This window comes from Acinetobacter sp. CAU_H_S170_2 (genome assembly GCF_058890445.1).
Genome location: NZ_JBZYAE010000001.1, coordinates 2,420,588 through 2,443,921, shown reverse-complemented (window position 1 = coordinate 2,443,921; position 23,334 = coordinate 2,420,588). Strand labels below are relative to the sequence as shown.

General features: G+C 41.6%; 21 protein-coding genes. 11 read left to right on the top strand and 10 right to left on the bottom strand.

The genetic code is table 11. The features are described 5' to 3' along the window. Positions 1 to 24: 24 nt before the first annotated feature. Both AC5EUN_RS12060 and AC5EUN_RS12055 read right to left on the bottom strand, forming a co-directional pair. Positions 25 to 1,674 carry an MFS transporter gene (locus AC5EUN_RS12060; RefSeq protein ID WP_178905303.1) on the bottom strand — a complete coding sequence of 550 codons (1,650 nt, stop codon included), beginning with the start codon at positions 1,672 to 1,674 and terminating at the stop codon, positions 25 to 27. Between the two features lie 12 nt (positions 1,675 to 1,686). Beyond that, positions 1,687 to 2,235 carry a TetR/AcrR family transcriptional regulator gene (locus AC5EUN_RS12055; protein WP_178905302.1) on the bottom strand — a complete coding sequence of 183 codons (549 nt, stop codon included), beginning with the start codon at positions 2,233 to 2,235 and terminating at the stop codon, positions 1,687 to 1,689. A 277-nt stretch (positions 2,236 to 2,512) separates the two neighbouring features. Here AC5EUN_RS12055 and AC5EUN_RS12050 point away from each other — a divergent pair, with 277 nt between their 5' ends. Beyond that, the gene (locus AC5EUN_RS12050) at positions 2,513 to 2,716 is read left to right on the top strand and encodes an NF038215 family lipoprotein (RefSeq protein WP_159153214.1); all 204 of its coding nucleotides are present in this window, start codon (positions 2,513 to 2,515) and stop codon (positions 2,714 to 2,716) included. Between the two features lie 207 nt (positions 2,717 to 2,923). Here the strand turns inward: AC5EUN_RS12050 and AC5EUN_RS12045 are convergent, their stop codons facing one another. Then, positions 2,924 to 3,379 carry a DIP1984 family protein gene (locus AC5EUN_RS12045; protein ID WP_159153208.1) on the bottom strand — a complete coding sequence of 152 codons (456 nt, stop codon included), beginning with the start codon at positions 3,377 to 3,379 and terminating at the stop codon, positions 2,924 to 2,926. 145 nt (positions 3,380 to 3,524) lie between these two features. Beyond that, positions 3,525 to 5,144 carry an oleate hydratase gene (locus AC5EUN_RS12040; RefSeq protein ID WP_178905301.1) on the bottom strand — a complete coding sequence of 540 codons (1,620 nt, stop codon included), beginning with the start codon at positions 5,142 to 5,144 and terminating at the stop codon, positions 3,525 to 3,527. A 445-nt stretch (positions 5,145 to 5,589) separates the two neighbouring features. Between AC5EUN_RS12040 and AC5EUN_RS12035 the strand changes: the two genes are divergently transcribed. Beyond that, complete coding sequence (locus AC5EUN_RS12035) at positions 5,590 to 6,213, top strand: LysE family translocator (RefSeq protein ID WP_004981207.1); 624 nt, start codon at positions 5,590 to 5,592, stop codon at positions 6,211 to 6,213. Between the two features lie 92 nt (positions 6,214 to 6,305). On the opposite strand, the gene AC5EUN_RS12030 is transcribed toward AC5EUN_RS12035, so the two are convergent. Further along, the gene (locus AC5EUN_RS12030) at positions 6,306 to 7,238 is read right to left on the bottom strand and encodes an IS5-like element ISAha1 family transposase (RefSeq protein WP_004637176.1); all 933 of its coding nucleotides are present in this window, start codon (positions 7,236 to 7,238) and stop codon (positions 6,306 to 6,308) included. 178 nt (positions 7,239 to 7,416) lie between these two features. Beyond that, positions 7,417 to 9,477, bottom strand: coding sequence for a methionine--tRNA ligase (gene metG / locus AC5EUN_RS12025; RefSeq protein WP_159153541.1), 2,061 nt, complete (start codon positions 9,475 to 9,477; stop codon positions 7,417 to 7,419). A gap of 220 nt (positions 9,478 to 9,697) precedes the next feature. Between metG and AC5EUN_RS12020 the strand changes: the two genes are divergently transcribed. The 3 genes from AC5EUN_RS12020 to AC5EUN_RS12010 all read left to right on the top strand — a co-directional run bounded on the left by AC5EUN_RS12020 (position 9,698) and on the right by AC5EUN_RS12010 (position 11,503). Beyond that, positions 9,698 to 10,003, top strand: coding sequence for an HNH endonuclease (locus tag AC5EUN_RS12020; RefSeq protein WP_159153540.1), 306 nt, complete (start codon positions 9,698 to 9,700; stop codon positions 10,001 to 10,003). A gap of 85 nt (positions 10,004 to 10,088) precedes the next feature. Beyond that, positions 10,089 to 10,889, top strand: coding sequence for a hypothetical protein (locus AC5EUN_RS12015; RefSeq protein ID WP_160362155.1), 801 nt, complete (start codon positions 10,089 to 10,091; stop codon positions 10,887 to 10,889). Positions 10,890 to 11,038: 149 nt separating this feature from the next. Then, positions 11,039 to 11,503: a hypothetical protein gene (locus AC5EUN_RS12010; RefSeq protein ID WP_159153538.1), complete on the top strand. Its 465-nt coding sequence runs from the start codon at positions 11,039 to 11,041 to the stop codon at positions 11,501 to 11,503. A 43-nt stretch (positions 11,504 to 11,546) separates the two neighbouring features. Here AC5EUN_RS12010 and AC5EUN_RS12005 read toward each other — a convergent pair whose 3' ends face one another. Further along, positions 11,547 to 11,876: a hypothetical protein gene (locus tag AC5EUN_RS12005; RefSeq protein WP_004694526.1), complete on the bottom strand. Its 330-nt coding sequence runs from the start codon at positions 11,874 to 11,876 to the stop codon at positions 11,547 to 11,549. 316 nt (positions 11,877 to 12,192) lie between these two features. Between AC5EUN_RS12005 and apbC the strand changes: the two genes are divergently transcribed. Continuing rightward, positions 12,193 to 13,470 carry an iron-sulfur cluster carrier protein ApbC gene (gene apbC / locus AC5EUN_RS12000; RefSeq protein ID WP_159153537.1) on the top strand — a complete coding sequence of 426 codons (1,278 nt, stop codon included), beginning with the start codon at positions 12,193 to 12,195 and terminating at the stop codon, positions 13,468 to 13,470. Between the two features lie 51 nt (positions 13,471 to 13,521). On the opposite strand, the gene AC5EUN_RS11995 is transcribed toward apbC, so the two are convergent. Genes AC5EUN_RS11995 through AC5EUN_RS11985 form a run of 3 tightly spaced genes read right to left on the bottom strand, consistent with a single transcriptional unit; the run spans position 13,522 to position 17,011 of the window. Continuing rightward, positions 13,522 to 15,534 carry a TRAP transporter permease gene (locus AC5EUN_RS11995; protein WP_159153536.1) on the bottom strand — a complete coding sequence of 671 codons (2,013 nt, stop codon included), beginning with the start codon at positions 15,532 to 15,534 and terminating at the stop codon, positions 13,522 to 13,524. After that, positions 15,531 to 16,004, bottom strand: a complete 474-nt coding sequence (locus AC5EUN_RS11990; protein ID WP_159153535.1) for a DUF1850 domain-containing protein — start codon at positions 16,002 to 16,004, stop codon at positions 15,531 to 15,533. Before AC5EUN_RS11990 ends, AC5EUN_RS11995 begins: the two co-directional genes overlap by 4 nt. Further along, on the bottom strand, positions 16,001 to 17,011 hold the full coding sequence (locus tag AC5EUN_RS11985; protein ID WP_159128167.1) for a TAXI family TRAP transporter solute-binding subunit: 1,011 nt from the start codon (positions 17,009 to 17,011) through the stop codon (positions 16,001 to 16,003). Before AC5EUN_RS11985 ends, AC5EUN_RS11990 begins: the two co-directional genes overlap by 4 nt. 360 nt (positions 17,012 to 17,371) lie before the next feature. Here AC5EUN_RS11985 and AC5EUN_RS11980 point away from each other — a divergent pair, with 360 nt between their 5' ends. The 5 genes from AC5EUN_RS11980 (at position 17,372) to AC5EUN_RS11960 (ending at position 23,334) form a co-directional block, all read left to right on the top strand. Further along, entirely contained in the window at positions 17,372 to 17,965 is a 594-nt protein-coding gene (locus AC5EUN_RS11980) for a LysE family translocator (protein WP_087010438.1), read from the top strand. A gap of 114 nt (positions 17,966 to 18,079) precedes the next feature. After that, a complete protein-coding gene (gene dcd / locus AC5EUN_RS11975; RefSeq protein WP_004694514.1) occupies positions 18,080 to 18,649 on the top strand; it encodes a dCTP deaminase in 570 nt (189 codons plus the stop codon). A 237-nt stretch (positions 18,650 to 18,886) separates the two neighbouring features. Further along, positions 18,887 to 20,329: a hypothetical protein gene (locus AC5EUN_RS11970; protein ID WP_159153534.1), complete on the top strand. Its 1,443-nt coding sequence runs from the start codon at positions 18,887 to 18,889 to the stop codon at positions 20,327 to 20,329. A gap of 9 nt (positions 20,330 to 20,338) precedes the next feature. After that, positions 20,339 to 21,022: a hypothetical protein gene (locus tag AC5EUN_RS11965; protein ID WP_159153533.1), complete on the top strand. Its 684-nt coding sequence runs from the start codon at positions 20,339 to 20,341 to the stop codon at positions 21,020 to 21,022. A 26-nt stretch (positions 21,023 to 21,048) separates the two neighbouring features. Then, positions 21,049 to 23,334: a DUF6160 family protein gene (locus AC5EUN_RS11960; RefSeq protein WP_159153532.1), complete on the top strand. Its 2,286-nt coding sequence runs from the start codon at positions 21,049 to 21,051 to the stop codon at positions 23,332 to 23,334.

The window sequence follows — 23,334 nt, the reverse complement described above, 5'->3', positions numbered from 1 at the left end:
CTCAATAAATAGGGAGCAGTGGCATTAGGCAGGACCGACTTTCGCTTGTTGTCGCAGTTGATATTGATTCCGTGCAATTAGGAATGTCCCCCACAACAACAGCAGCATGGCAACGATGCCATTGAAACTAATCACATCGTTATAGGCACGTACTTGAGCCTCTCGAGTCACCACTTGATTGAGATTTTTTAAGGCTTGTTGTTGCTCTAACTGCTGATCGAGTGTGTAAGTATGCGAACTTTGTTGATACGCTAAAAGGCGCTGTGCAATCAATGGATTGGTTTCGGGGAGTTGCTGAATCATCTCAGCACGATAGTTTTGTGTTCGGACTTGTTGATAGGTGGAGTAAAACGATGAACCGACTAAGCCACCAAATGTTTGAGTCGCTGAAAATAAAACAATGAATGTGACAATATGAGTAGGGCCTTTTTGCATGGCGCTTAAGATACCCGTGATCAAGAGTGGGCCAATAAACACACCACTGGCAAAGCCGACCAAAAACTGACTGCCGTAGAAGTTGTAAGGGCGAATATCACTGGTAAGGTGAAAATCTAGTCCGCAAGCAATCAACACCAAAGCTTCTGCTAATAGTAGGTGCCAAATAATCCGTTCACGTGAAAAAGTAATCGCACTAAATAAGGTACCAGACACGATGCCGAAAAAGATCACCACATAGAGTGGCACAAATTGATCGGGGCCCATGCCCATAGTTTTGAGAAAACTCACGGCAGCATAACTTTGCTCCGACATTAAGAAGCGAATTGCAAAAGCACCGATGATAAAACGAAGCGTGGACGATGTCCCCAGCCAACGCGTCATAATCAATGGATTGACCCGATAATGCTCATAGACCAAGCCAATCACAATCAGGCTAAACCCTGCAATGAGCAAATAGGCCAACCACTTCACTTCAAGCCACCACAAAATAGGCCCTTGGGTCAGCACAATACACAAAAAGGCAAAACCGGGCGCAAGCAGGGCAAAGGTGAAGAAGTCTTGCTTTTCAAAAACAGCAATTCTTAGGCTGCGGGGCAACTTCAGCGACACCACCATTGCGAAACAGCACAGGGCTAAACCAATTTCAAAGGTGTATAGGACATTCCAGTTATTGACGTCAATGAGATACGGGGAAATGATCCATGCCAAGGGAATTCCAAGCTGTTGAAAGCCTAAAGCCAAATAGATACTGCGACCAAAATCCTCCCGTTTAAAGGCCTGCATAATGTAATACATGCCTAAAGAGCTGAGCGGTGCTGCAACCATTCCGCTAATGAAACGCACCAGTACAGCCATTTCAAAGGTATGCACAAAGACGTGTAAAACCAAAACCACAATAAAAAGCAGTAAGCCAATTTCAGAAAATAGACGCAGACCGTATTGTTGGCGAGCTTTAAACAGAATCAGGTTCGCACTGACATTGGCCATCACATAAGCCGCAGGAATCCATGCCACCTCAGAGGGTGTTAGTCCATATTCACCCTGAATTAAGGGTAAATTTGCGGTAATAAAACCGTTACTGAGACTTGCAGATAGTGCGACAAACAAACCAATAAAAAAATATATGAAGCGTTTAGGCGTGGAGTGCGCAATCACGGCAGGAGAGCCGGGTAGGGTTGGCTTTTCTTCTGCTGTCCAGTTTGGCGCAGGTTCGAGTAAACGCGGTGGCTGTGTCATGAGTGGTGACCTTTATGCCCGAATACCATTGAGGAGTAGCTCAATCGCACGTTGTGCAAGTTGTTGTTGCTCTGTATCGGTCAGCCCTTGGAATGAAGTCCTTAAAATGGCCGTAATCATGGCGTAATCTTGAGTGGTCAAATCGGGGCGGCATACGCCGTGTCGAATGGCTTGATCAATTAAAGGTTGTAAAATCGCATCGCGGCGTGCGTAGATATCGACCATGACGGGATCATTACGCTCAATCACCCGCCAATATTCCATCAGCGCAGTTAAATACGGTAAGTTATAGACATGGTTTTCAATTAAACGGATAAAACCATCTTCATATTGAGAAAATGCTTCTGCACGAACTGCGAGACGTTCCAAAGCTTGCTCCATGAGTGCAATCACTAAGGCACGACGGTCATCAAAATTACGATAAAACGTCGCCCGTCCGACATTGGCGGCATCAATTACCTGCTGTAAGGGTGCATTGATCCCGTGTGTACGAAAAACCTGAACTGCGGCTTCCAGCAATTCTTCACGGTTTTGTGCAGCACGCTGTTGACGACTGGTCATGGTGATTATTTCATTTAATTTGGAAGTGCTATTATTTAACGGACAAAAGTGTCCGTTGTAAATATTCAATCCTGTAAGATTTTGTAAATTACTTTGTATTTTTCTAATCTAAATCATTCATGTTATTGTTTTATTTATGAATGATTGATATTTATTTTATAAAGAAAATTCACAGAGAACCCTCATGTAGATGGATAAGAGTTGTAACAAAGTCGATAGGATTGGAAAAATAAAAGTGCTATGCTGAAAGCACAATAATGATAAATGAGGGGCTATGATGAAAACCTTATCTACCCTAGTATTGGTTTTATTGCTCACTCAACTGACCGCGTGTGATGCAAAAAAGGATTTGAATCAGCCTAGAATTGAGGCTCGTACCATGATTATTGGTGGTGTTCCTGTGCATGATCGTGACTATAAACTTCCATCACAAGATATGGCTTTTAATCAGAAAAAACCTCCACAGGCTGATGCCTACTAATAGGTAAAAATAGGGAGGCATATTGTCAGTACATGGTGGTGCAAGGTGCGATGTGCAGTATAAAAGATGCATTGTGCTACGCCAGATTTGTGAAAATGTGAAGTAGACGTCTTACTTCCTGCAAACGTTTGTTGAATTAAAGCCTTACAAACGTATAAAAGGCCTTGTACTCGCCCAATATGCCCAAACTGTTGTGGCTCAAATTGACTAGATCAGTTCGATTTGCCAATTTGAAGCTTGAATCTCTAAGTTATTTTGCCTGAGTTGCTGGCTAATTGCATCGGCTTGTTTTTGCAAGTCTGCAACCGTAATGGTTTTAACCCAGCGAATTTCACTCGAACTATAACGACCATTTTCACGTCGTGAGCTGTCGATGGCCTGTTGAATAATACGATGCTGTTGTGTGAGCAAATCACGTGTGTTTAAAACACTGAGCATGGATTGACCCGTGCTGGTTTTAGCTTGAGCATTGGTCGCATGAATTCTTTCAATCAGATGATGTAACTCTGTATTTACACTAAAGGCCTCACCAATCAGCGTATTGGGGTCTTCACTCAGTTCATCGCCTTCTTGGATTAGCACATTATTGTTGATCCGTTGTTGTAAAGAAGCGAGTTTGGTTTGTAAGTCACTACGCAATAAAAGTGCTTCTGCTAGTTTCATAGATTTATTTTTAAAGTTTTAGATGAGTCTAATGCTGCCTCTATGCAATCAAAGCTGCAAGTGAGTTTTGTAATTCAAATAAGTGAAATTTTGCTCAAAAATGATAAGAGCACAGAAGCATGCTCTTATCACTATTGTTAAAAGCTTAGTGGAACACGGTTTCCAAAGCTTTCAAACCGACTTTCGGATCAAGCAGACCGTTGTAAATTTCAGGGATTTCACGTTCCATCCCAAAGAATTCATAAATGGCAAGCATCGCTCCACGAACTGAATATTCCACAGTAAAGACCACGTCATCTTCAATTTCCACAAACTGTCCAAGGAAAGCAAAGTTTTGTGAGCCTTGCGGAATCACCTGTGGACGATCTCCCGGTTTACGGCAGGCAAACAGGGCAGAAGCATATGGCATCATGGCAGTGGTTACATGGGTGGTTGCCAAAACATGATCTAAAATGTCGTCAAAACCGAGCTGTTTAATCAGTTCTGTTAGGATTTCTTGCCCTGTGGCTTCGGACATTGGTTTCTTGATGTAATCGCCCATATGGTCAATTTGGAAGCCATAGCCCCATAAGGTATACAGGCCTTCAGGTAAGTCGGCAAAGTGCGGCTGTGCGGGAACCACTATGGATAAATGCCAACCCGACTCATACCAAGTCATCAGTGCGCCTGTGCCTGGTTCATTCCCCGTATAGTCAATAATGCGTTTAAGCAACACGTCATCTTTCATGGTCAGAGTGAAAGACTCCCACTTATGTTCATCGACATTGCCATAAAAGGTCATTGGACGGCCAAAGTCTGGGGCTTTTTGCGCCAGTGTTTCCCAAAGTGTCCAGCCATGATCTTCTCGATGACGAATGAGGGCAGGCACGTCATGATTACCACCATAACGTGAGTCTGCTGTAATAGAGCCTAAAGTGAAAATAGCTAAATCATTGGCTTTCAGATTAATTTGCTCTGAGCCTTCAGGCAATTGTACATATAGTCGCGAGGCATGGCGCTTTTGAGTTTCAGCATTGGTAATGAAGTCAGCATCTGTGACATAGTGTCCAAAACGTACATCGACGCCTTGTGCGACTAGCCAACGCTGTAGGGGCAGAATCATCGAGTCATATTGATTGTACTTGGTACGTTTCACACCAGCTAAGGTATGAATGCGTGGCAATTCTTGAATAAAACGCAAGAAATAGCGTCTTAACTCTGCTGCACTGTGCCATTTTTGAAAAGCGAAAGTCGTGCGCCACATGCGCCAGAAATTGGTTTCAAAAAAGGCTTCATCAAAAAACTCATCAATGCGGCGACTGCCAATTTTTTCTTCTTTTGAAGCCAATAGGCGCAGCATCTGTGCACGATGTAGTGTATTCAGACCAAGCTTTGCTGCATCCGCAATGACATGTTTGGCATCAATTAAACGTGCATTGGCGTGGGTTTTTACTTTTTCATTAAACTCACGACATTCTTCACGCACAGAAATGTCTGGATTTTCCAAAGATGGAATACTAGAAAATAAGTCCCATAGGCACAAATAAGTTTCATCGGTCAGCATCCGCCCACCACGTGTTACCCAAGCTTGCGCGGCATGCGGTGTATGTCCGCCATCCATCGAGCCGCCTGAAATATCGAGTTCTTCTAAAATATGGATATTTTTGGTAGGGACTTTGGCATCACGGATCGCAAATGCAGCAGCAGCCATACCTGCGATACCACCACCAATGATCCAAAGATGGGACTGTTGCGCGTCTAATGGGGGGCGCTTCTTATTTTGCATGGTTCACCTTTAATTATGATGTTAAAAATTATGAAGTTAAAAAATGTGGTTTTTAGAAATAAAACCTTATAAATAGTAAGTCTTTTTATATATTAAAAAAGTATGAAAAGGGAAGTAATTCCCTCATTATATTTTGTAATCAAAAATAAGCATATGATGGCTATTTTTAATACACATTTGTCTTTTTATTAAAATTGAATATGATCTAAATAACTGATGTTGCAGTTTATTTTTGAGCAATTGCTCTATTGTTGTTTTCACTATGCCCTATGCCAAATTTCCTTAAAATAGGCTTTTTTATTTATCATTAAAAAATATAATGGACGTACACGCTACGGCTTGATCACGATATAAATGTGAAAAATAACTGATAAAGTGAATATCGTAAAAACTTTGTTTAGCGTAAAATCGCATCTGATAAATTTTCTCAATTTAGAGGTCACTCTTGGAATCATTTTGGATTTTGGGCTCGATTGCCTTTGCATTAATGTTAGGCGCAATGAGCCCTGGACCGACGTCGATTTATGTAGCAAAAAATTCGATTGCGATTTCTCGAAAGCATGGCCTCTTTACCGCACTGGGGACAGGAACAGGCGCAGCTGTTTTTGGTCTGTTGGCTGTACTTGGTTTACAAGCCTTTTTGTTGGCAGTGCCGTCAGCGTATTTGGCCTTAAAAATTTGTGGTGGGATCTATTTGCTTTGGCTCGCGTTTAAAATTATTAAACATGCCAAAGAGCCAATTGAGGCAGATCATTCCAGCTCGAAAGCAATGACTTTACGCCGTGCCTTTATGACTGGTTTAATTACTCAGCTATCCAACCCTAAAATTGCGATTGTTCTAGCCAGTATTTTTACTGCACTTTTACCCAAAGAAATCCCAACTTATTACTATTATGTACTGCCTATCCTATGTTTCTTTATTGATGCGGGTTGGTGTTCGTTGGTTGCAGTGGCATTGTCTGCTGAAAAGCCGCGCCGTGTGTATTTGAAGTTTAAAGCCGTATTTGACCGCGCAGCAGGGACGGTGATGACAGTGTTAGGTTTGAAACTTATTTTTGGTATGAAGTGATAAGGTTTACAACAACAAAACTGGATTTTGTATAGGTAACGGCTTTGTTGCACAAACATTCAAAAGCTAAACTTCTTCCAAGTTATCTAAATTTAAGTGGCAACTTGGGTGTGAGGTCGGCCTAAATCTGTAAATTTATTTAATACGGCCACACGTGCATGAATCTCATTGACTTGGCTTTGAAAGTTTCTCGCACGGAGTTTATCGCCTAATAATTTGATGCAATGCATCTTGGTTTCTATCAGACTTCTGCGATGATAGCCTGACCAATTTTTCCATATTGTTCTTCCTAAACGTTTAACTGTTCGAAGTAATTCATTTCGCTCTAGCGAGCTGGTCTTTGTATCTTTCCAAGGTTTCGCATTTTTTCTTGGCGGAATCACCGCATGTGCTTGTCGGTCTGCAATTACTTGACGGCATTGCTTGGTGTCATAAGCCCCATCAGTATAGACAGAGTCAATCTGCTCATCTTGTGGAATCTGATCGAGTAAATCACCAAGCACTTGTGAATCACTCACATTATTTGTAGTGAGTTGAATAGCGCGTATTTGAAGAGTTTCAGCATCTATACCAATATGAAGTTTACGCCATTGGCGACGATATTCAGGTTGGTGTTTCTTACGCTTCCATTCACCTTCGCCTAGAAACTTTAAGCCAGTAGAATCGACGAGTAGCTGGAGACCATTACTGCTTTTTTGATAGTTAATTGCAATATCAATATGCTTTTGTCTTCTGCAGATGGTGGAATAGTCTGGTGCTGTCCAATCTAATCTACAAAGATGAATGAGACTTTGCACAAAGCCAGTGACCATGCGTAAAGAAAGACGAAATAAGGATTTGATCATTAAACAGCATTGGATGGCTGTATCTGAATAAGTTTGATTTCGACCATGTTTACCTTTGGGTTGAGCGTACCATTGAGTCTTGGGATCAAACCAAATTGAGAGATTTCCTCGATTTATTAATGCACTGTTATAAGAAGACCAATTGGTTGTACGATAGATTTTAGGTGTGGGCTTATTCATTTGAGAATTATATTGTGGAATAAGCCTTTAGAGATAGGTTTGTGCAACAAAGCCGGTGACATGACTAATGAGCTCGATGGCGTTTTAATGCCTATTCTAAATGTGAAAGGAACGATATCCTTATAAAATAAAAAAAGCCCCTACAACGTAGAGGCTTTTTTCATCTAAGATCCAAACCTTAAGACACTTTATCACCCGGCTTAGCGCCAGATTCAGGTGAAATCACCCAAACACCTTCGCCATTACCTGCAGCTAAAACCATACCGTTTGAAATACCAAAACGCATTTTACGCGGTGCAAGGTTAGCGACCATCACCACCAATTTACCTTTGAGGTCTTCTGGTTGATAGAACTCACGAATACCACTGAATACATTACGCGGTTCAGCTTCGCCGACATTTAAAGTTAGTTGAAGAAGTTTGTCCGAACCTTCAACCGTTGCCGCTTCTAAAACTTCAGCGACACGTAGGTCAACTTTCATAAAGTCTTCAATGCCAATGATCTCTGCTTCACCTACTTTAAGTTCAACTTTCGCAGGTGCAGTTTTTTTCTCTTTCTTTTTCTCAACTTTTACAGGTTCAGCCGCAGCCGCTAAAGAGTCTTTAGATGCATCGACCATTGCCGCAACTGCTTTCGGGTCTACACGTTGCATTAAAGGTTGGAACAATGCAATTTCATGATCGACCAATGCTGTTTGAGCAGAAGCAAAGTCAAAGCGGTCTAGTTTTAAGAACTCTTGTACTTGAGCCGCTAAGGTTGGAAGTACAGGTGCTAAGTAAACGGCAAGTTGACGGAACAGGTTAATTCCCACCGAACATACATCATGTACTTGTTGTTCTTCGCCTTCAACTTTCGCTAAAGCCCAAGGTTTTTTCTCATCAATATATTGGTTGGCTTTATCTGCAAGTGCCATGATTTCACGAATCGCAGCAGAGAACTCACGTGCTTCATAGGCTTTCGCAATTGAATCGCCTGCATCAATAAAGCTTTGTACCAATTCAGGCTCTGCACAAGTTGCTGATAATTTATTTTCAAACTTGGTGTTGATGAATTTTGCACAACGGCTGGCAATGTTGACCACTTTACCAACTAAGTCAGAGTTTACTTTCTGAACGAAATCATCCAAGTTCAGATCAGAGTCTTCAACTTTATCAGACAGTTTAGACGCGAAGTAGTAACGTAAGTATTCAGGGTTTAAGTGCTCTAAATACGTTTCAGCCTTGATGAATGTACCGCGAGACTTCGACATCTTCTGACCATTCACCGTCAAGAAACCGTTGACGAATAAACCTGATGGCGTACGGTAGTTTGCACCTTCAAGCATTGCAGGCCAGAACAGGGCATGGAAGTAAACGATGTCTTTACCAATGAAGTGATAGACTTCTTTGTCAGAGTCTTTCTTCCAAAAGTCATCAAAACTTAAATCAGGACGTTTAGCTTTGATATAGTTTTCAAAACTAGACATATAACCAATCGGCGCATCCACCCAAACATAGAAATATTTGTTTGGTGCATCTGGAATTTCAAAACCGAAATACGGTGCATCACGTGAAATATCCCAATCAGATAAACCCGCTTCAAACCATTCATCCAGTTTGTTAGCAATTGAAACTGGTAGGCGACCTTGGTCACGCGTCCATTTTTGTAAATATTCTGAGAAATTCGGCAGTTTAAAGAAGTAATGATCTGACGATTTCTCAACAGGCGTTGCACCACTTAAAGTCGATTTCGGGTTTAAAAGTTCAGTCGCATTGTAGGTTGTACCGCAGACTTCACACGCATCGCCGTATTGATCTTCCGACTTACATTTCGGGCACGTGCCTTTAATGAAACGATCCGATAAGAACATGCCTTTTTCAGGGTCAAAAAGCTGGTTGACAGGACGGATGGCAATATTGCCTGCTTCACGGTTTTTCACATAAATTTCAGATGCGCGAACACGGTTTTCATCACTATGGGTTGAATCATAATGGTCGAAATGCACACCGAAACCATCAAAATCACGGATGTGTTCTTTTTGTACGTTGGCAATTTGATCTTCAGGTGAAATACCATTGGCTTCGGCACGTAGCATGATGGCTGTACCGTGAGCATCATCCGCACATACATAAGTCACATCGTGTCCCATTGCACGCATGGCACGAACCCAAATATCTGCTTGGATATAACCGAGTAAGTGTCCCATATGGATGGGGCCATTGGCGTATGGTAGGGCGTTAGTGACTAAAATATTACGCACGGATATGACTCTCTCATTCGTATTTTATATAAGGTCAACGATTTTACCTTAGATAGCCGCGACTTGCACAAGTGAATCGGTGAAAAGTTTTCAAATGAGACTAAAGCCCATATGAATTGATCGGCCCGAAGATGGATCTATTGCCAAATATTCATGAGCCAATAGTGCAAAGATCGAAAATATCGCTTTTAATATCTTAAAAAAGAAGGTGTACATCATTTTGTCTAACTCATGGGGAATACCCAAAAATATTGAAGAACTAGTTTTAGAACGTGATCAGTGTTGTGTTTATTGTGGCTGTGAATTTGGCACTGAAAGAGCTAAAAAGAAATCATGGGAGCACATCATTAATGATATCAATATTAAAACATTAGAGAATATTGCCTTATGTTGTGTTGGTTGTAATGCTTCCAAAGGCAATAAAGAATTAATCAGTTGGTTTTATTCTGAACATGCTCGAAAGAGAGGTATTAATTCCGAAACTATTGCTGATGTTATTAAAATAGCACTAAACCTTAAAAGCTAATGATGAAGTAATCTGCCTTCAATTTTAAGCACTGCTATATAATAGTGTTATTCAGTACATTCAGCCTATTTAGAGTATACCGTCCATGATCGATGATGATTTTGATTTCGACCAACCCGTGACCCGAATTCCGCAAAATCCACAAGCGACTAAACTACTGGGCAATCGACTTTTACAACAAGCTGAACAATACCTTGCTTCAATGGGCAGTCGACCACATGCACAATTGGTCGAGTCGCTCCGTCAGCTAGAGTCTGAAGATCCGTACTTTGCAGTCATGGCCGATCAGCTTGAGTATGAAAGTTATGAACCAATGGCCAATGACGTGCTCAATCTGTTGTTTTTCTGGCAAATGGCCAATGAAAAAGAGGCGAATATTGCTGAGTTTCAATTGCCCGATTTAATTCAAACGGACTATTTCCAAACGACTTTGCTTGACGCTTACGACGCGATGGACTTGGGGGCATTCCAAGCCCAACGCTGCAGCGTGATTGAAGAAACGTTAAAACTATATCAACAGCAGTGTTATGCAGGTTGTATTACGGTTCTTTATGGTCAAATTGAAGGAATTTTGACGGATGCGCTGATTGAACATGGGTATTTACAGCAAAATCAGACCAAGTTTGTTGATGTCTATAAAATCGTGCCGGGTTTGAAAGGCCATGAAGTAAAAAGCCTATGGCATAAAGTTAAAATTGCCAGTGAAATCAATCCGTATTTTCTGAGCCTTGAAGCATTGAAAATGGATGCGAGTTCAAGTGTTACGGCCAGCCGTCATAATATGGTACACGGTGCAGACGTGACCCATTTTACTCAAGCACGCAGTTTCATTCTATTTATTTGGCTGTTTGCAGTTATGAGCTTTATCAGTACTTTAAAGCGTTAGTCTCTTCCGTTGAGTGGTACAGGATGGTGTTTAAATTGCTGCATCCTGTACAGCTATTGTTTCCAAATGATGCAAATGACGTCAGCACTTAAAAAGCAAGGTATAACTCTGAGTTAAGCAAAATTTTAAATACGAAAGAGGGCTGTGACATGACGAATGACAATAAACTCGATGATTTAAAAACCAAAGCGACTGAGTTGGCTGAAGACTTGAAGTTGAAAGCGCAAGCGGCAAAACTCGAAGGCGAGAAAGTACTGGAAGATGTCAAACATCAGGCCACTGAAGCCAAGCTAGATGCTGAAAAGCAGCTGACTGACTTAAAGCAAAAAGCAGCAGAAAGTAAAGCCGAAGATGATGCAGCTTTTGAGCAAAAGTTGGAGTCTGCACAAGCCAAAGCCGAGCATGCGAAACAAGTCGCGCAGGAAAAATTGGATCATTTTAAAGTTGAAGCAGGGCATAAACTGGATGAGGCAAAACTTAAAGCCACAGAGTTAAAGCATGAGGCTGAAATTAAACTGGAAGAATTTAAGGTGCAAGCCACTGAAAAGTTTGACGAGTTGAAAAAGAAAGCCACAGAAACACTGCAAAAGTTTAAAAAAGACGACCAAGCTTAATCCGTCCGAGATGGCGAATGTCGGCCTTAAATGTTCGCTAATACTATGGCGTAGACTGTGTACTGAGTGCAGGGTCTGCGTCCAAGTTAAACCACATGATGCTCTGAATTTGATTGTTCACGGTGCGGATGGTGTAACGATAGTTTGCAATTTCATATACATATACCGTCTCAAGTGGGCTATTCGGTGCACTGCTGATTGGGGTAGAGGACATAGAAATTGGCGATAAATCGATTTTTTTCTGCATGTCTTGAACTTGATCACCGATAGTCACCGTTTGACCCGCAGGGGTTTTAAATGAATTGGTTGACGTGTCTGCAAAACTAAAGCTAGATATGGTGCAAGCCAAAACAACCACGGCCCAAAGTTTCATTATTTTCTCCCCAAATCGCGTCAAGATAGAACAATAGAATATAGATATTTTGCTATGCAATAACATCACCTTAAATGGGGAGATTGGATTGTACTTACAATTCTTTACGTTCAAATTTGATGCAATTCACCGATTTTATTTTTTCAGTTAGCTTAAACAGCTAAGCTTTGTCCTTTGATATTCAGCGTATAAAACCAACTAAAAAGCTAGGAATACTAAATTTCATGGCATAATCCATAAATACTGAACTTAACCTAAGTTCGTTTTGTGGTTAAACTATAGCATTCAGCTGAATACTCGAATTTGGAGTACATATATGTCGTGGCTTTCTTCTCTTAAATCAGTTTTTTCTCCTGCGCAGGAGGTAAAGGAAGAAGAAATCCAAACAGTACTGCAAAACTATATCTTGCCCAATTCAAACCATGCGTTGAAAGACCGCATTACTCAAGTGAATGTGCAGGGCAATATTCTGCAAATTACCATCAATACTTTTCCTGCCGAAGCCGATGATTTACAAAAGATTCATGATGATTTGGCGGTTGCGCTTGAAGCATGCGGTATCAAAGAATTAAACATGCATGTGATTCAACAAAAAACGGGACATAAAGAAAAGTCCGGTGGCTGTGGACATCAACATGCTGAAGGTGAGAGCTGTTCAAGCCAAGCAAAAGAGGCTGCACCGAAAAGCAATTTACCCCCAGTGATTGATGCTTCAGGCTCAGCCCCCCAAGCTGCAGCACAACCCGTTGAAACTGATCCAAACAATCCCCCCATCCAAAAAGCAGCGCCACAACAACGTGATGTGCCGAAGCATCCGCGTATTCAAAATGTGATTTTGGTGTCCTCGGGCAAGGGCGGCGTGGGCAAATCCACCACCACAGTAAACCTTGCACTTGCTTTGCAAAAGCTCGGCTTAAAAGTTGGGGTCTTAGATGCGGACATTTATGGTCCAAGTATTCCGACCATGTTGGGCAATGCGGGCAAAACGCCGATGATTGAAGCGGAAAATTTTGTACCCTTAGATGCCTATGGTTTGGCAGTGTTATCGATTGGGCATTTAACAGGTGATCATAATACTCCTGTGGCTTGGCGTGGGCCGAAAGCGACAGGTGCGTTGATGCAACTGTTCAATCAAACCTTATGGCCTGACTTAGATGTCTTGATGATTGATATGCCACCGGGTACAGGTGATATTCAGTTGACGCTTGCGCAGCGTATTCCTGTGACAGGTGCAGTGATTGTAACCACACCGCAAAACGTGGCACTTATGGATGCGACCAAAGGCATTGAGTTATTTAACCGCGTACATATTCCAGTTATGGGTGTTGTGGAAAATATGTCGACCCATATTTGCTCAAATTGTGGATTTGAAGAGCAAATTTTTGGTACGGGCGGTGGAGATCAACTGTCGGAGCAATATGCTATTCCGCTGTTGGGACGTTTGCCTTTAAATGTACAAATCCGTGAAAATGCGGATGCGGGCAAGCCTTCTGTTTTAGTGGAAGACAGTGCAGCAGACAGCTATATGCAGATTGCTGAAAAAATTGCAGCCGCACTGCCTCAGGCTGAAAAAGATCAGACTCGTATTTTCTAAATCAGCCATAAAAAAAGCCCAACCTGTTGAGTTGGGCTTCTTTTTGCTTTTTTAGGAGAGTGAATAGGACTGATTTTGTTTTTTGGCTTGCATAATATTAATGCTGATGGCGATCACCACCATCACAATCCCGATAATATCAGTCACGGTTTCAGGGATAATCATACATAAAGCACCTGCACCTAAGAAAATCCGCCAGAACCAATTCAAACCAACTTTAAAGTAACCTTCAACTGCTGCACCCAGTGCCAAAATCCCAACCACTGAGGTAAATACAATACTCACAATAGTCGTCCAAGCAGGAAAAGCAAACTCACGTGCGTTGACTGCGACATTGGCCGTATCAATCATCAGCATGGCAGGGTTATAGACAAACAAGAACGGGACAATGAAACCAGCCAAAGAAAGTTTCAAGGCTTGGAAGCCTGTGCGCATTGGGTCGCCCCCTGCGATTCCCGCACCTGCAAAGGCGGCTAAGGCGACAGGGGGGGTAATATTGGCAAACAGACCAAAGTAGAACACAAACATATGCGCCACCAGTGTGGGAATATCAAAGTTTGCCAAAGCCGGTGCAGCCATTGTCGCGGTAATGATATAGGCTGGAATCGACGGAAGCCCCATACCTAAAATCATCGATGCAATCATGGTAAAGAATAGCGTTAGAAATAGGCTGCCTGCACCGATGCTCATAATCGAGGAGGTCATGACAGAGCCAAAGCTGGTCAGGCTCACCACACCAATAATAATCCCCACCACAGCACAGGCTGCCATGACCGAAAGGGATTGTTTTGCACCATCAGCGAACGCTTCTAATATTTCTTTGAAGCCCATACGGGTCGATTTGCGGAAACTCGCCACAATCACAGTTAACACAATGGTGTAGACCGCGGCATAACTGACAGGGATGGATTGAAAGAGGAAAAACACCAAAGCCACGATTGGAATAAGCAAGTGCCCTCGCTCTTTTAGGACATCTTTAACCCGTGGCAAATCCGCTTTCGGTACGCCTTTTAAATTGTCTTTACCAGCACGGAAATGGACTTGCGCCATCACACCTAAATAGTAGAGTAAAGCCGGAAGCGTGGCTGCAAGGGCAATGGTGCCATAACTGACACCCGTGGTTTCAGCCATAATGAAGGCACTGGCTCCCATCACTGGGGGTAAAATTTGTCCACCTACAGAGGCACTGGCTTCAACGGCACCTGCAAAATTTTTGTGGTAACCAATTTTTTTCATCAGGGGAATGGTGAATGAACCGGTCCCCACGACATTGGCCACCGCTGTGCCATTAATACTGCCCATAAATCCACTGGAAATGACGGCAACTTTTGCAGGGCCACCTTGTTTATGTCCCGCAAGTGCCATCGCAAGATCATTAAACAATTTGCCCATGCCTGATTTCGCCAGAAAAGCACCAAACAAAATAAACAGAAAAATAAAAGTGACTGAAGCGCCAATAGCGGAAGAATAAAGCCCTTCGGTTTTTAAATACATTTGCCCGAAAATATCACTAATACTATATGAACGCGTCAATAAACGATCTGGGACCCAGTCATAGTGGCTAAAAAACGGGTAAGACAGAAAAGCTAAACCTAAAATAGGCAGCATCCATCCCATAACCCGCCGAGCGCCTTCAACCACCACCACCACGGCTAAAATGGCAAAAACAATATCTAAAGTGTTTGGAATACCCCCACGCGTGGTCATAATGGCTTGATATTCTTTCCAAAGGTATAAAAAGGTTGCTAAAGAGGCTAGGGCAAGTAACCAATCCAACCAAGGGATGCTTTGTCGTGAACTGGACTGACGCGCAGGATAAAGTAGAAAGATTAAAACCAAACCAATAGCGACATGGGCGGAACGTTGAATCAGTTCGGGGAGTGGATTAAAGGTAATAAATAAATGAAATAAGGAATAGAAAATAGCAATCGCCGCTATAAACCATGCCACAGATTTGTTGCTTGGGGTACGAGTCACTGACTCACGATCAAATTTTTCTAAAATGGCTTGTTGTTGTTGCTCATCTAATTGTTCAGGGGCAACTTTGTCTTCATTTTGAGTCATCGGCATTCTCCGATCTGCCATGCTTTCCACAAGGGCTGTTGTTGTGCTGTAATTTGCACCAAGGTGTAATCTGGATATTGTTGAAAAATAGGCCAGACGCTCTGATGAATGATGATACTGCCTTGCATATTCTTGGAAATGATCCAGTTGATTTGATCAATGCGCCGATTAACTTTCATTCTGACTATACCGTCTTTTTGAAAGATGATGGGATAGTCATTCGGTGTACCTGCACCGAAAGAAATCAGGTCGGTGTAGCGCAATATAAAGTGCTGTTGCTCTCGTTGATAGTTTTCAATCCAACGAGTTTTTTCGACTGAATGTTTCCACTGCAAACTAAATTGTGCTGTTGAAATTCGGCACTGCATGTGAGCAACAGTCACTTCGCTATAGCGAACGGGTAAGAACAGCAGTCCGCATAAACCGAGTAGAAAAAGTGCAGTAAACACTGCACTTTTTTTCAGCCTCATTTTTTCGCTGCGAGTTCGTCGTAATAACGCTTAGCCCCAGGGTGTAGCGGAGCAACCACGCCTTTTTGAGCCGTTTCCAGATTAATTTCTGTCGCTGCCTGATGTGAGTTGGCCAACTGTCCTAAACTATCAAAGAAGGTTTTGGTCAGTTTATAAACATCATCTTCAGAAAGATCGGAACGTACCACTAGAGCATTCATAATAGCTGCAGTTGGAATATCTTCTGCATTGCCATAAGTGCCTTTTGGAATATTTAGAGATAGGAAATAGGTTTGGTTTTTGGCGATTTGTTTCACTTTCTCAGGATCGATCCCGACCAGTTGTAAATCGAAACCTTGTTGCAGTTCCATCAAGGATGAGTTGGGGATACCACTGGTTAAGAATGCAGCGTCAATTTTTCCACCCTTTAAAGCATCCGCGGCTTCTGCATAGCCTAGATAATCGACCTTCACGTCATTGTAAGTAATACCAAAACCATTTAAGAGGGTGCGAGCATTAACTTCAACCCCTGAGTTTTGTGCGCCGACGGCAATGCGTTTACCTTTTAAGTCTTCAAGCTTTTTAATGCCTGATTTTTTTGATGCCACAATTTGTACATAGTTGGGATAGAGTGCCGCCACTTGTTGGACATTATCAATTTTCCCACTGGCAAAACTACCTGTGCCATTCAGTGCTTCAGTTAAGCTGTCACTCATGACAAAAGCCATTTCGACTTTTTTCTGTTTGAGTAAGTTAAGATTTTCTACCGATGCGCCTGTGGTTTGGGTTTTTGAATTTACACCGTAGGTTTTATTATAAATTTCAGCCAAACTGGTGCCAATCACGTTATACGGCCCAGATGCGCCGCCTGTTGCTATGTTGACAAATTTACTTTGGAGTTTGTCGGATGCTTGTGCACTGGTTTCAGTTTGAGCATCGCCTGAAGTCGTAGTTTTATTGTCACTTGAGCATGCTCCTAGACCCGCAAGTGCAATTGAAAGTAGCGTGAGTTGAGTCCATTTTTTCATATACTTTTCCTCGTTTTATTATCTTCAAAGCCATTCACTTGGCTCTTTTATCCTTGACTTAGCGTGATCAGATTGATGAATAAAAATACGCATGTTTTAAAAGTAACTGATTAAAAATCATTTGAATAGTTTTTTTTCATTAGGCATGTCTATTTGATTTATAAAATCATTGATTTGAAAAAAGAATAAAGCATGTGGCGTCATTTTTATGAATGCTAGATTGGGTAAGGGGCTTATACGTTATTTATGTTAAGTATTGAATGAAAATTAAAAAAACTGTTATCACGGTTCACTAAATTTGATTGCTTTCATCAAGGCAAGTCATTACGCTTATAGCTATATATATGTGGGTCTGTGAATATGGTCACTTGGTTTTTTATTGGTTTAGTGATAACCATTCTTTTAACTCCAGGACCAACCAATACCTTACTTGCCTCTTCGGGCATTCAAGTCGGTATTCGTAAATCTTTGCGTCTTATTCCTGCAGAAGCTTTTGGTTATCTCATTTCAATCACGGCATGGGGCTTCCTCATTGGAAAAGTGTCTGTGCACTTGCCTTTATTGCCGACCATTTTAAAACTGTTCAGTGCGAGCTATATCATTTATTTGGCCATCAAATTATGGCGTACAGCCGATGTCGAGGTGAGTTTTAATCAACCGACTATTCGGGCGCGTGAACTGTTTTTGGCAACATTATTGAACCCTAAAGCATTGTTATTTGCTTCTGCCATTTTCCCGACTATTGCGTGGACAAAATTGGATTATTACTTGTCACATATGTCGCTGTTTTTGGTGTTGATTGTTCCGATAGCTTTCTTTTGGACTTTTATTGGGTCAATTTTAGCGAGCAATAAAATTCGTTGGCTGAACCAATCCAACCTGCAAAAAACAGCGTCGCTGGTTTTGATGAGTTTTTCGATTCCACTGAGCTATTCTGCGATTTTAAGTTTTTAATTTAGTAATTAAAGACAGAAATTTTGAGAACTTAAACGCGCTTATTTTCATTGAAAGCGATTTCAGTTAAAGTACAACGCAATTATTGAAATTAAGCTTTTTTGGAAAGAATAAATGGCTATTAAGTCCGATCGTTGGATTCGCGAAATGAGCGAAAAACACGGCATGATCGAACCGTATGCAGAAAACCAAGTTCGTTTAGATGAAAATGGTCAAAAACTCATTTCTTATGGTGTGTCGAGCTATGGTTATGATGTTCGTTGTGCACGTGAGTTTAAAGTTTTTACCAATGTTCACTCGGCAATTGTAGATCCAAAAAACTTTGATGATAAAAGTTTTATCGACATTGAAGCTGATGTTTGTATTATTCCACCAAACTCATTTGCTTTAGCACGTACCGTTGAGTATTTCCGTATTCCACGTAATGTGTTGACTGTGTGTTTGGGTAAATCGACCTATGCACGTTGCGGTATTATCGTAAACGTCACACCACTTGAGCCTGAGTGGGAAGGTCATGTTACTTTAGAGTTCTCGAACACAACCAATCTTCCTGCACGTATTTATGCAGGTGAGGGTGTTGCACAAATGTTGTTCTTCGAATCTGACGAAGTGTGTGAAACATCGTATAAAGACCGTGGTGGTAAGTACCAAGGTCAAACAGGTGTGACTTTGCCGAAGACCTAAGTTATTGATATTTAAAAAAGCGGATCATTGATCCGCTTTTTTTATGTCAATTCATTCATCGGAAAATAAATATTATCGGACAGTTGGTTTTGCATTTGTGCTGAGTTTCAGCATAATCAATTGTGAATTAGAGTGCTTTGGTTGACGCAAATAAAAATTATAGTGCGCAGAGTAGAATGCCAAGCAAAGGATGCAGTACATAAAGATGCGGAGCATCGAATAATAAGGATGGTCGAGATGACGAATCGTATATATCCCACAGGATTGAAAAAATCCTGTTTAGCTAGTCTTGTCGGACTCATGCTTGCGCAGCCTACATTTGCCCTTGAGTCACTTTCCGATGAATTTCTAGCGGATACTACGGGTGAAGGCATTGCGTTACTTCCTGAAAACTTCAAGATGGTGTTTCAAGGGGCTAATGATCTTTCCACGGCTTCTAGTTATAACCGTGGCGTGGCCAATCCACAACAATACGACACGGGCTTTATTCGTATTATTCCTGTGGGTGAGAACTACTCCAAATATACCAATGCCGATGATCTGACCACGAAACGAACCAAAGCGGACATCTTTATTTATGGTTTAGCACTTTCACGGTCTGATAATAATGCCAATAGTCGTTTCAGCAATCAGGGCTTTACATGGGGAAGCGATGTTAACCCTTGGTTATTTCGTGCTGGCACAGCCACGGGGATTAAACAGTTTCATCAATCGAATGCAAGTTCAGATGTGAGTTTTCTAGGGCTGGAAGCCCCTTTAGCGACCGTTCTAGCCAGTGACGCAGATAATAATATTAAATTAGGTTTATGGTGGGATGCTTTTTCACGAAGTTGGAACTCCCAAAATAAAGTGGATCCTATTACAGGTGCACCGACAACAACCAATGCGGCTGCGGATCCTGATTTAAGTTTAAATCAAAGAATACGTTTACAGGCGGTTGCAAATGGATTGAGTTTAAATGGCTCACAGGTGCGTATGTTTCAAACTCAAGCATCTACCTTAGACCAGCAAAATAAAACCTTTGGGATGGCAGCCTTACTTCGGATCAATACCAATGATGATCCATCTGGATTGGTCTATACCAACGATGACGCAAATAAAGCGCTATTGAATGCTAAAGTTTTTCGACTGAGCACAGCTGCGACCAACGACGGTACGGCAGTCACACCTGCATTAGATCGTTCATTGGCTCCAATTTTTGATGCGAGCGAGGGGCTTTATTTATATAGCCCAAATATTAACTTGGTCTTGGGCAATATGTATCAGCCTTTTGTTGTAGGTTCGGAAGGACGCAATATTATTCTTGAAGTCACGCGTATTCCGAACGTGCCTGAAATTTATAAGCAGATTTATACCTACTACCCAGATGTACAAGGTGGAAACAATGCAGATTATAAAGGATCAACCTGTAATGTGGCCTATTGTGGTTCGAATTTTGTTCAAACTGGGGCAGGGAGTACTGCGATTCAATACCAAGGAAATAACGCAACACATAGCAGTATTTCGATTGGTAGCGTGACACGGGATCCGACCACCAATACGCTCAAAGCCAATACGGCGACACAATCTACTGGTGTGGTATTCCGCGGGACTGGAACAGCAGTTCCTGTGAATTTGGGTTCAGTTGCTATAGATGGTGTATTGATCCAACACTTAAAAATTAAGACCACAGGGCTATAGGATACCGACATGATGAAAAAATTATGTGTAACCATGTTGATGGCGGTATCCATGTTATCTCAAGCGGGTTTGGTAGATTTGGATAATACGGAGCTGGTCGGTGTGACTGGGCAGGGCGGCGCGGATTTGAGCTTAACCCTATCGATCAACCACCAATATGCCAATGATATGAGTTTAAATACGATCTCTAGGACCAATGGTGTAGATGCAAATGGGCGAGCTATTGTCACTGAAACCTATTATCAAATGCGTGCAAATCAAGATTGCGCTTTATTAGAACTGTGTCGTATCGCCATTTCCCCAAATAATCATAAGGAAAATGGGCAACGAAAATGGCTAGTGTTTAAGCAGTTCCAAGGCACCATGCAAATTGATAAATTTTCGCTGGAAGGTACCACAATTCTGAATAAAGAAGGTAAGCCACAAACTGCGATGCTGTTAAAATTTTTCGATGATAAACCCCTTAAAATTCGAAACTTGGGTTTTGCCAGTCTTTCAGTGGAAAGTGGTGAAAATGGATATTTCAATACATCAACGTATAACAGTTATGGTACGAGTAAAACTGTACCAACTTTTGATAAAGGTCAAGAACAAGGTTTTATGGGCTTAAATGTTCACGGAAACTTACATCTGGATGGAAATCTAAAAATCTTTAGCTATAACTGCTCGGGCACTGCGGGTAGCCGCTGTTAGACACATAGTTTCAAAAGGATATTGAGATGCATAAAATAATAAAACTAAACCTTCTGACACTGTGTATCTGTGCAGCGAATCAAAGTTATGCATTACAAGCTTTGAATGATCAGATTTTAAGTGATGTAACGGGTCAAGATGGTATTTCAATTACCCATGAAGCTTCAAAAGTTGACATTAAACAATTGAATTGGATGGATCCTGCGGAAGTCGGTAAAACACCGATTAAACTGGGCTTACATAATATTGAAGTGAAAACGGCGACAGGTTATAACAATATTAAAACCAAACTCGATTTTGATGTGGGCACAACACAATTAGCCAATGGTACGCAAGGGGTTGGTATTCAGCTCTCTGCAAGTGTGTCACCTTTTACCGCAACGGCTGCCCAAATTATGCTGATGTGTTCGCCGAATTGTGCAACAGGTGAAACAGACCAAAATTTAGGAAGTTTTAAGCTTTCGACTATTTCACCTTTTGAAGTGTACTTGGCAACGACGAATGGTTTGTTTAACCGCGACTCAAAGGTGCATTTAGATTTTAAATTGCAGAATGCCAGTATTAGTTATGGACAGAATAATCAAGATTTAACCTTAAAAGATTTCAACTTCAATTTATCTGCTGATGGATATCTTTATATCGATGAAACGGAAGGTGTAGTTCTCACCTCAAAGGGCAGTGTTGGCGATAATATTGTTGTTTTAGGTCGAGTGGAAGATAAAACTGATGTGCATGACAGCCGTGTAGGCAATGCCACAAATCCGGGGTTAAACGTCGATTTACGTTATGGCTCAGCAAACTCGACTCACCGGAACTTAATTCGGATAGGGGCATCGGGTGCATTAACCAATGGCAAGATCGTATTGAATGCTGACCAAACTGGTGTTGCTAAGTTTAATATGGTCAACCGTGTTAACGGTAATGTTCAAGAAAATGAGGTGGTTGCATCTGCAGGTTATGGTTTTAAGAATGCGGGCGGCTTACATTTAAATGTATCGGCTGACTTTACTCGTGCAGGGAGTAGTTTGCTCGGCGCTGCGACACCGACAACGTTTGAATTAGGGCATACTGGTACAGGTAGTTACGCCATCGAGTTTTCAAATTTATCACCGCTCAATGTACGTACTTCTACTGACCCCAATTCAGCAATAAACAGTCAAAATGCCTATATTGATTTTGGCCAGATTTATATCAATAACATTCGCACCAACTCAATGGGTTTTGTGGTCAATGACCAAATTAAGACGATATTGGGTGCGCAAAACTATGAACTGATTTATAACCCATCGCCAACGGGCAATGCTTCAAATATGGCTTTTATTGCTGTACGTGGGCTCGATTTTCAAGCGATTGCACGTAAAGCCCGCTTTATTTCAGATAATTCGATTGCAGTAAACAATACTAACGAAGGAACATGGGGTTTAGGTATTCCAATTTATAACCTAAATGCCAATGCGGCATTTTTTTCCAAGAAATATACCAATACCGTTGGAACAGTGAAGGATGGGTTGGGCTATGACATCGCGGTATCAACCGATGGTTATGGTGAAGATAGTCAAGGCAACCCGAAAACAACGTCTATTATCGTCATTGATGGTGCGATGAGTAAGCATGGCGAAGAAGTTAACTACTATACAGGCTTACGTAATATTGACTCATACTTTAAAGCCAATGGTGTGATTGGTTTTAATGAAAATGAAATCTATATCAAAGCCGATAGTTTATTGTTTGCTGCCAATGCGGAAATCGCAATCGGACAGCTTCCAGGTGCACTGTATAACTGCCCAGAAGGGGTGAATAGTTGTGCCAAAGAAGTCGTGCCGATTAATAACTTTGCCAAAAAAGATGATGTTCTCGCATCAATTGCTTTTATGTTAGATGGTAAAGGCGAACTCTTTATTATTCCAGGGCTTGAGGCCGTAGGCGGGACACCACAAAGCAACTATTTGTCATTTAAATCCAATTTTGAGTTTAATACACTGAGTAGCACAGACCTGAGTAATGAAAGTAAAAAAGGCAGTTTTATTAGTTTAAGTAATACCGATAGTAATGGAACAGCAACAAAAACCTCAAGTTTTAACTTAAACAAAATGCAAGGTCACTTGGGTTTGAATGGAAAAATTCATATGCAAAAGGACTCAGTGGTCATAGATAATCAAGTGCAATTTAACCATAAGGCATTAGCAGGGGGACAAGGGACTGCCTTTAGAACGGAGGTTGCATTGTCTCCAACAGGTACCATGCAGAAGGTTGCAGATATTGCCATTACGGGTGGGGCTATGCGTAGCACATTAGGGATTACGCCGCGCTAA

Excerpts from the sequence above, each read along its gene's own strand:
- AC5EUN_RS12030 (WP_004637176.1), bottom strand. The coding sequence starts at position 7,238 with ATGAATAAGCCCACACCTAAAATCTATCGTACAACCAATTGGTCTTCT.
- dcd (WP_004694514.1), top strand. The coding sequence starts at position 18,080 with ATGGCTATTAAGTCCGATCGTTGGATTCGCGAAATGAGCGAAAAACAC.
- AC5EUN_RS12055 (WP_178905302.1), bottom strand. The coding sequence starts at position 2,235 with ATGACCAGTCGTCAACAGCGTGCTGCACAAAACCGTGAAGAATTGCTG.
- AC5EUN_RS11985 (WP_159128167.1), bottom strand. The coding sequence starts at position 17,011 with ATGAAAAAATGGACTCAACTCACGCTACTTTCAATTGCACTTGCGGGT.
- AC5EUN_RS12010 (WP_159153538.1), top strand. The coding sequence starts at position 11,039 with ATGACGAATGACAATAAACTCGATGATTTAAAAACCAAAGCGACTGAG.
- AC5EUN_RS12015 (WP_160362155.1), top strand. The coding sequence starts at position 10,089 with ATGATCGATGATGATTTTGATTTCGACCAACCCGTGACCCGAATTCCG.
- AC5EUN_RS12045 (WP_159153208.1), bottom strand. The coding sequence starts at position 3,379 with ATGAAACTAGCAGAAGCACTTTTATTGCGTAGTGACTTACAAACCAAA.
- AC5EUN_RS12040 (WP_178905301.1), bottom strand. The coding sequence starts at position 5,144 with ATGCAAAATAAGAAGCGCCCCCCATTAGACGCGCAACAGTCCCATCTT.
- AC5EUN_RS12060 (WP_178905303.1), bottom strand. The coding sequence starts at position 1,674 with ATGACACAGCCACCGCGTTTACTCGAACCTGCGCCAAACTGGACAGCA.
- AC5EUN_RS11960 (WP_159153532.1), top strand. The coding sequence starts at position 21,049 with ATGCATAAAATAATAAAACTAAACCTTCTGACACTGTGTATCTGTGCA.
- apbC (WP_159153537.1), top strand. The coding sequence starts at position 12,193 with ATGTCGTGGCTTTCTTCTCTTAAATCAGTTTTTTCTCCTGCGCAGGAG.
- AC5EUN_RS11995 (WP_159153536.1), bottom strand. The coding sequence starts at position 15,534 with ATGACTCAAAATGAAGACAAAGTTGCCCCTGAACAATTAGATGAGCAA.
- AC5EUN_RS11990 (WP_159153535.1), bottom strand. The coding sequence starts at position 16,004 with ATGAGGCTGAAAAAAAGTGCAGTGTTTACTGCACTTTTTCTACTCGGT.
- AC5EUN_RS11970 (WP_159153534.1), top strand. The coding sequence starts at position 18,887 with ATGACGAATCGTATATATCCCACAGGATTGAAAAAATCCTGTTTAGCT.
- AC5EUN_RS11965 (WP_159153533.1), top strand. The coding sequence starts at position 20,339 with ATGATGAAAAAATTATGTGTAACCATGTTGATGGCGGTATCCATGTTA.
- AC5EUN_RS12050 (WP_159153214.1), top strand. The coding sequence starts at position 2,513 with ATGAAAACCTTATCTACCCTAGTATTGGTTTTATTGCTCACTCAACTG.
- AC5EUN_RS11980 (WP_087010438.1), top strand. The coding sequence starts at position 17,372 with ATGGTCACTTGGTTTTTTATTGGTTTAGTGATAACCATTCTTTTAACT.
- AC5EUN_RS12005 (WP_004694526.1), bottom strand. The coding sequence starts at position 11,876 with ATGAAACTTTGGGCCGTGGTTGTTTTGGCTTGCACCATATCTAGCTTT.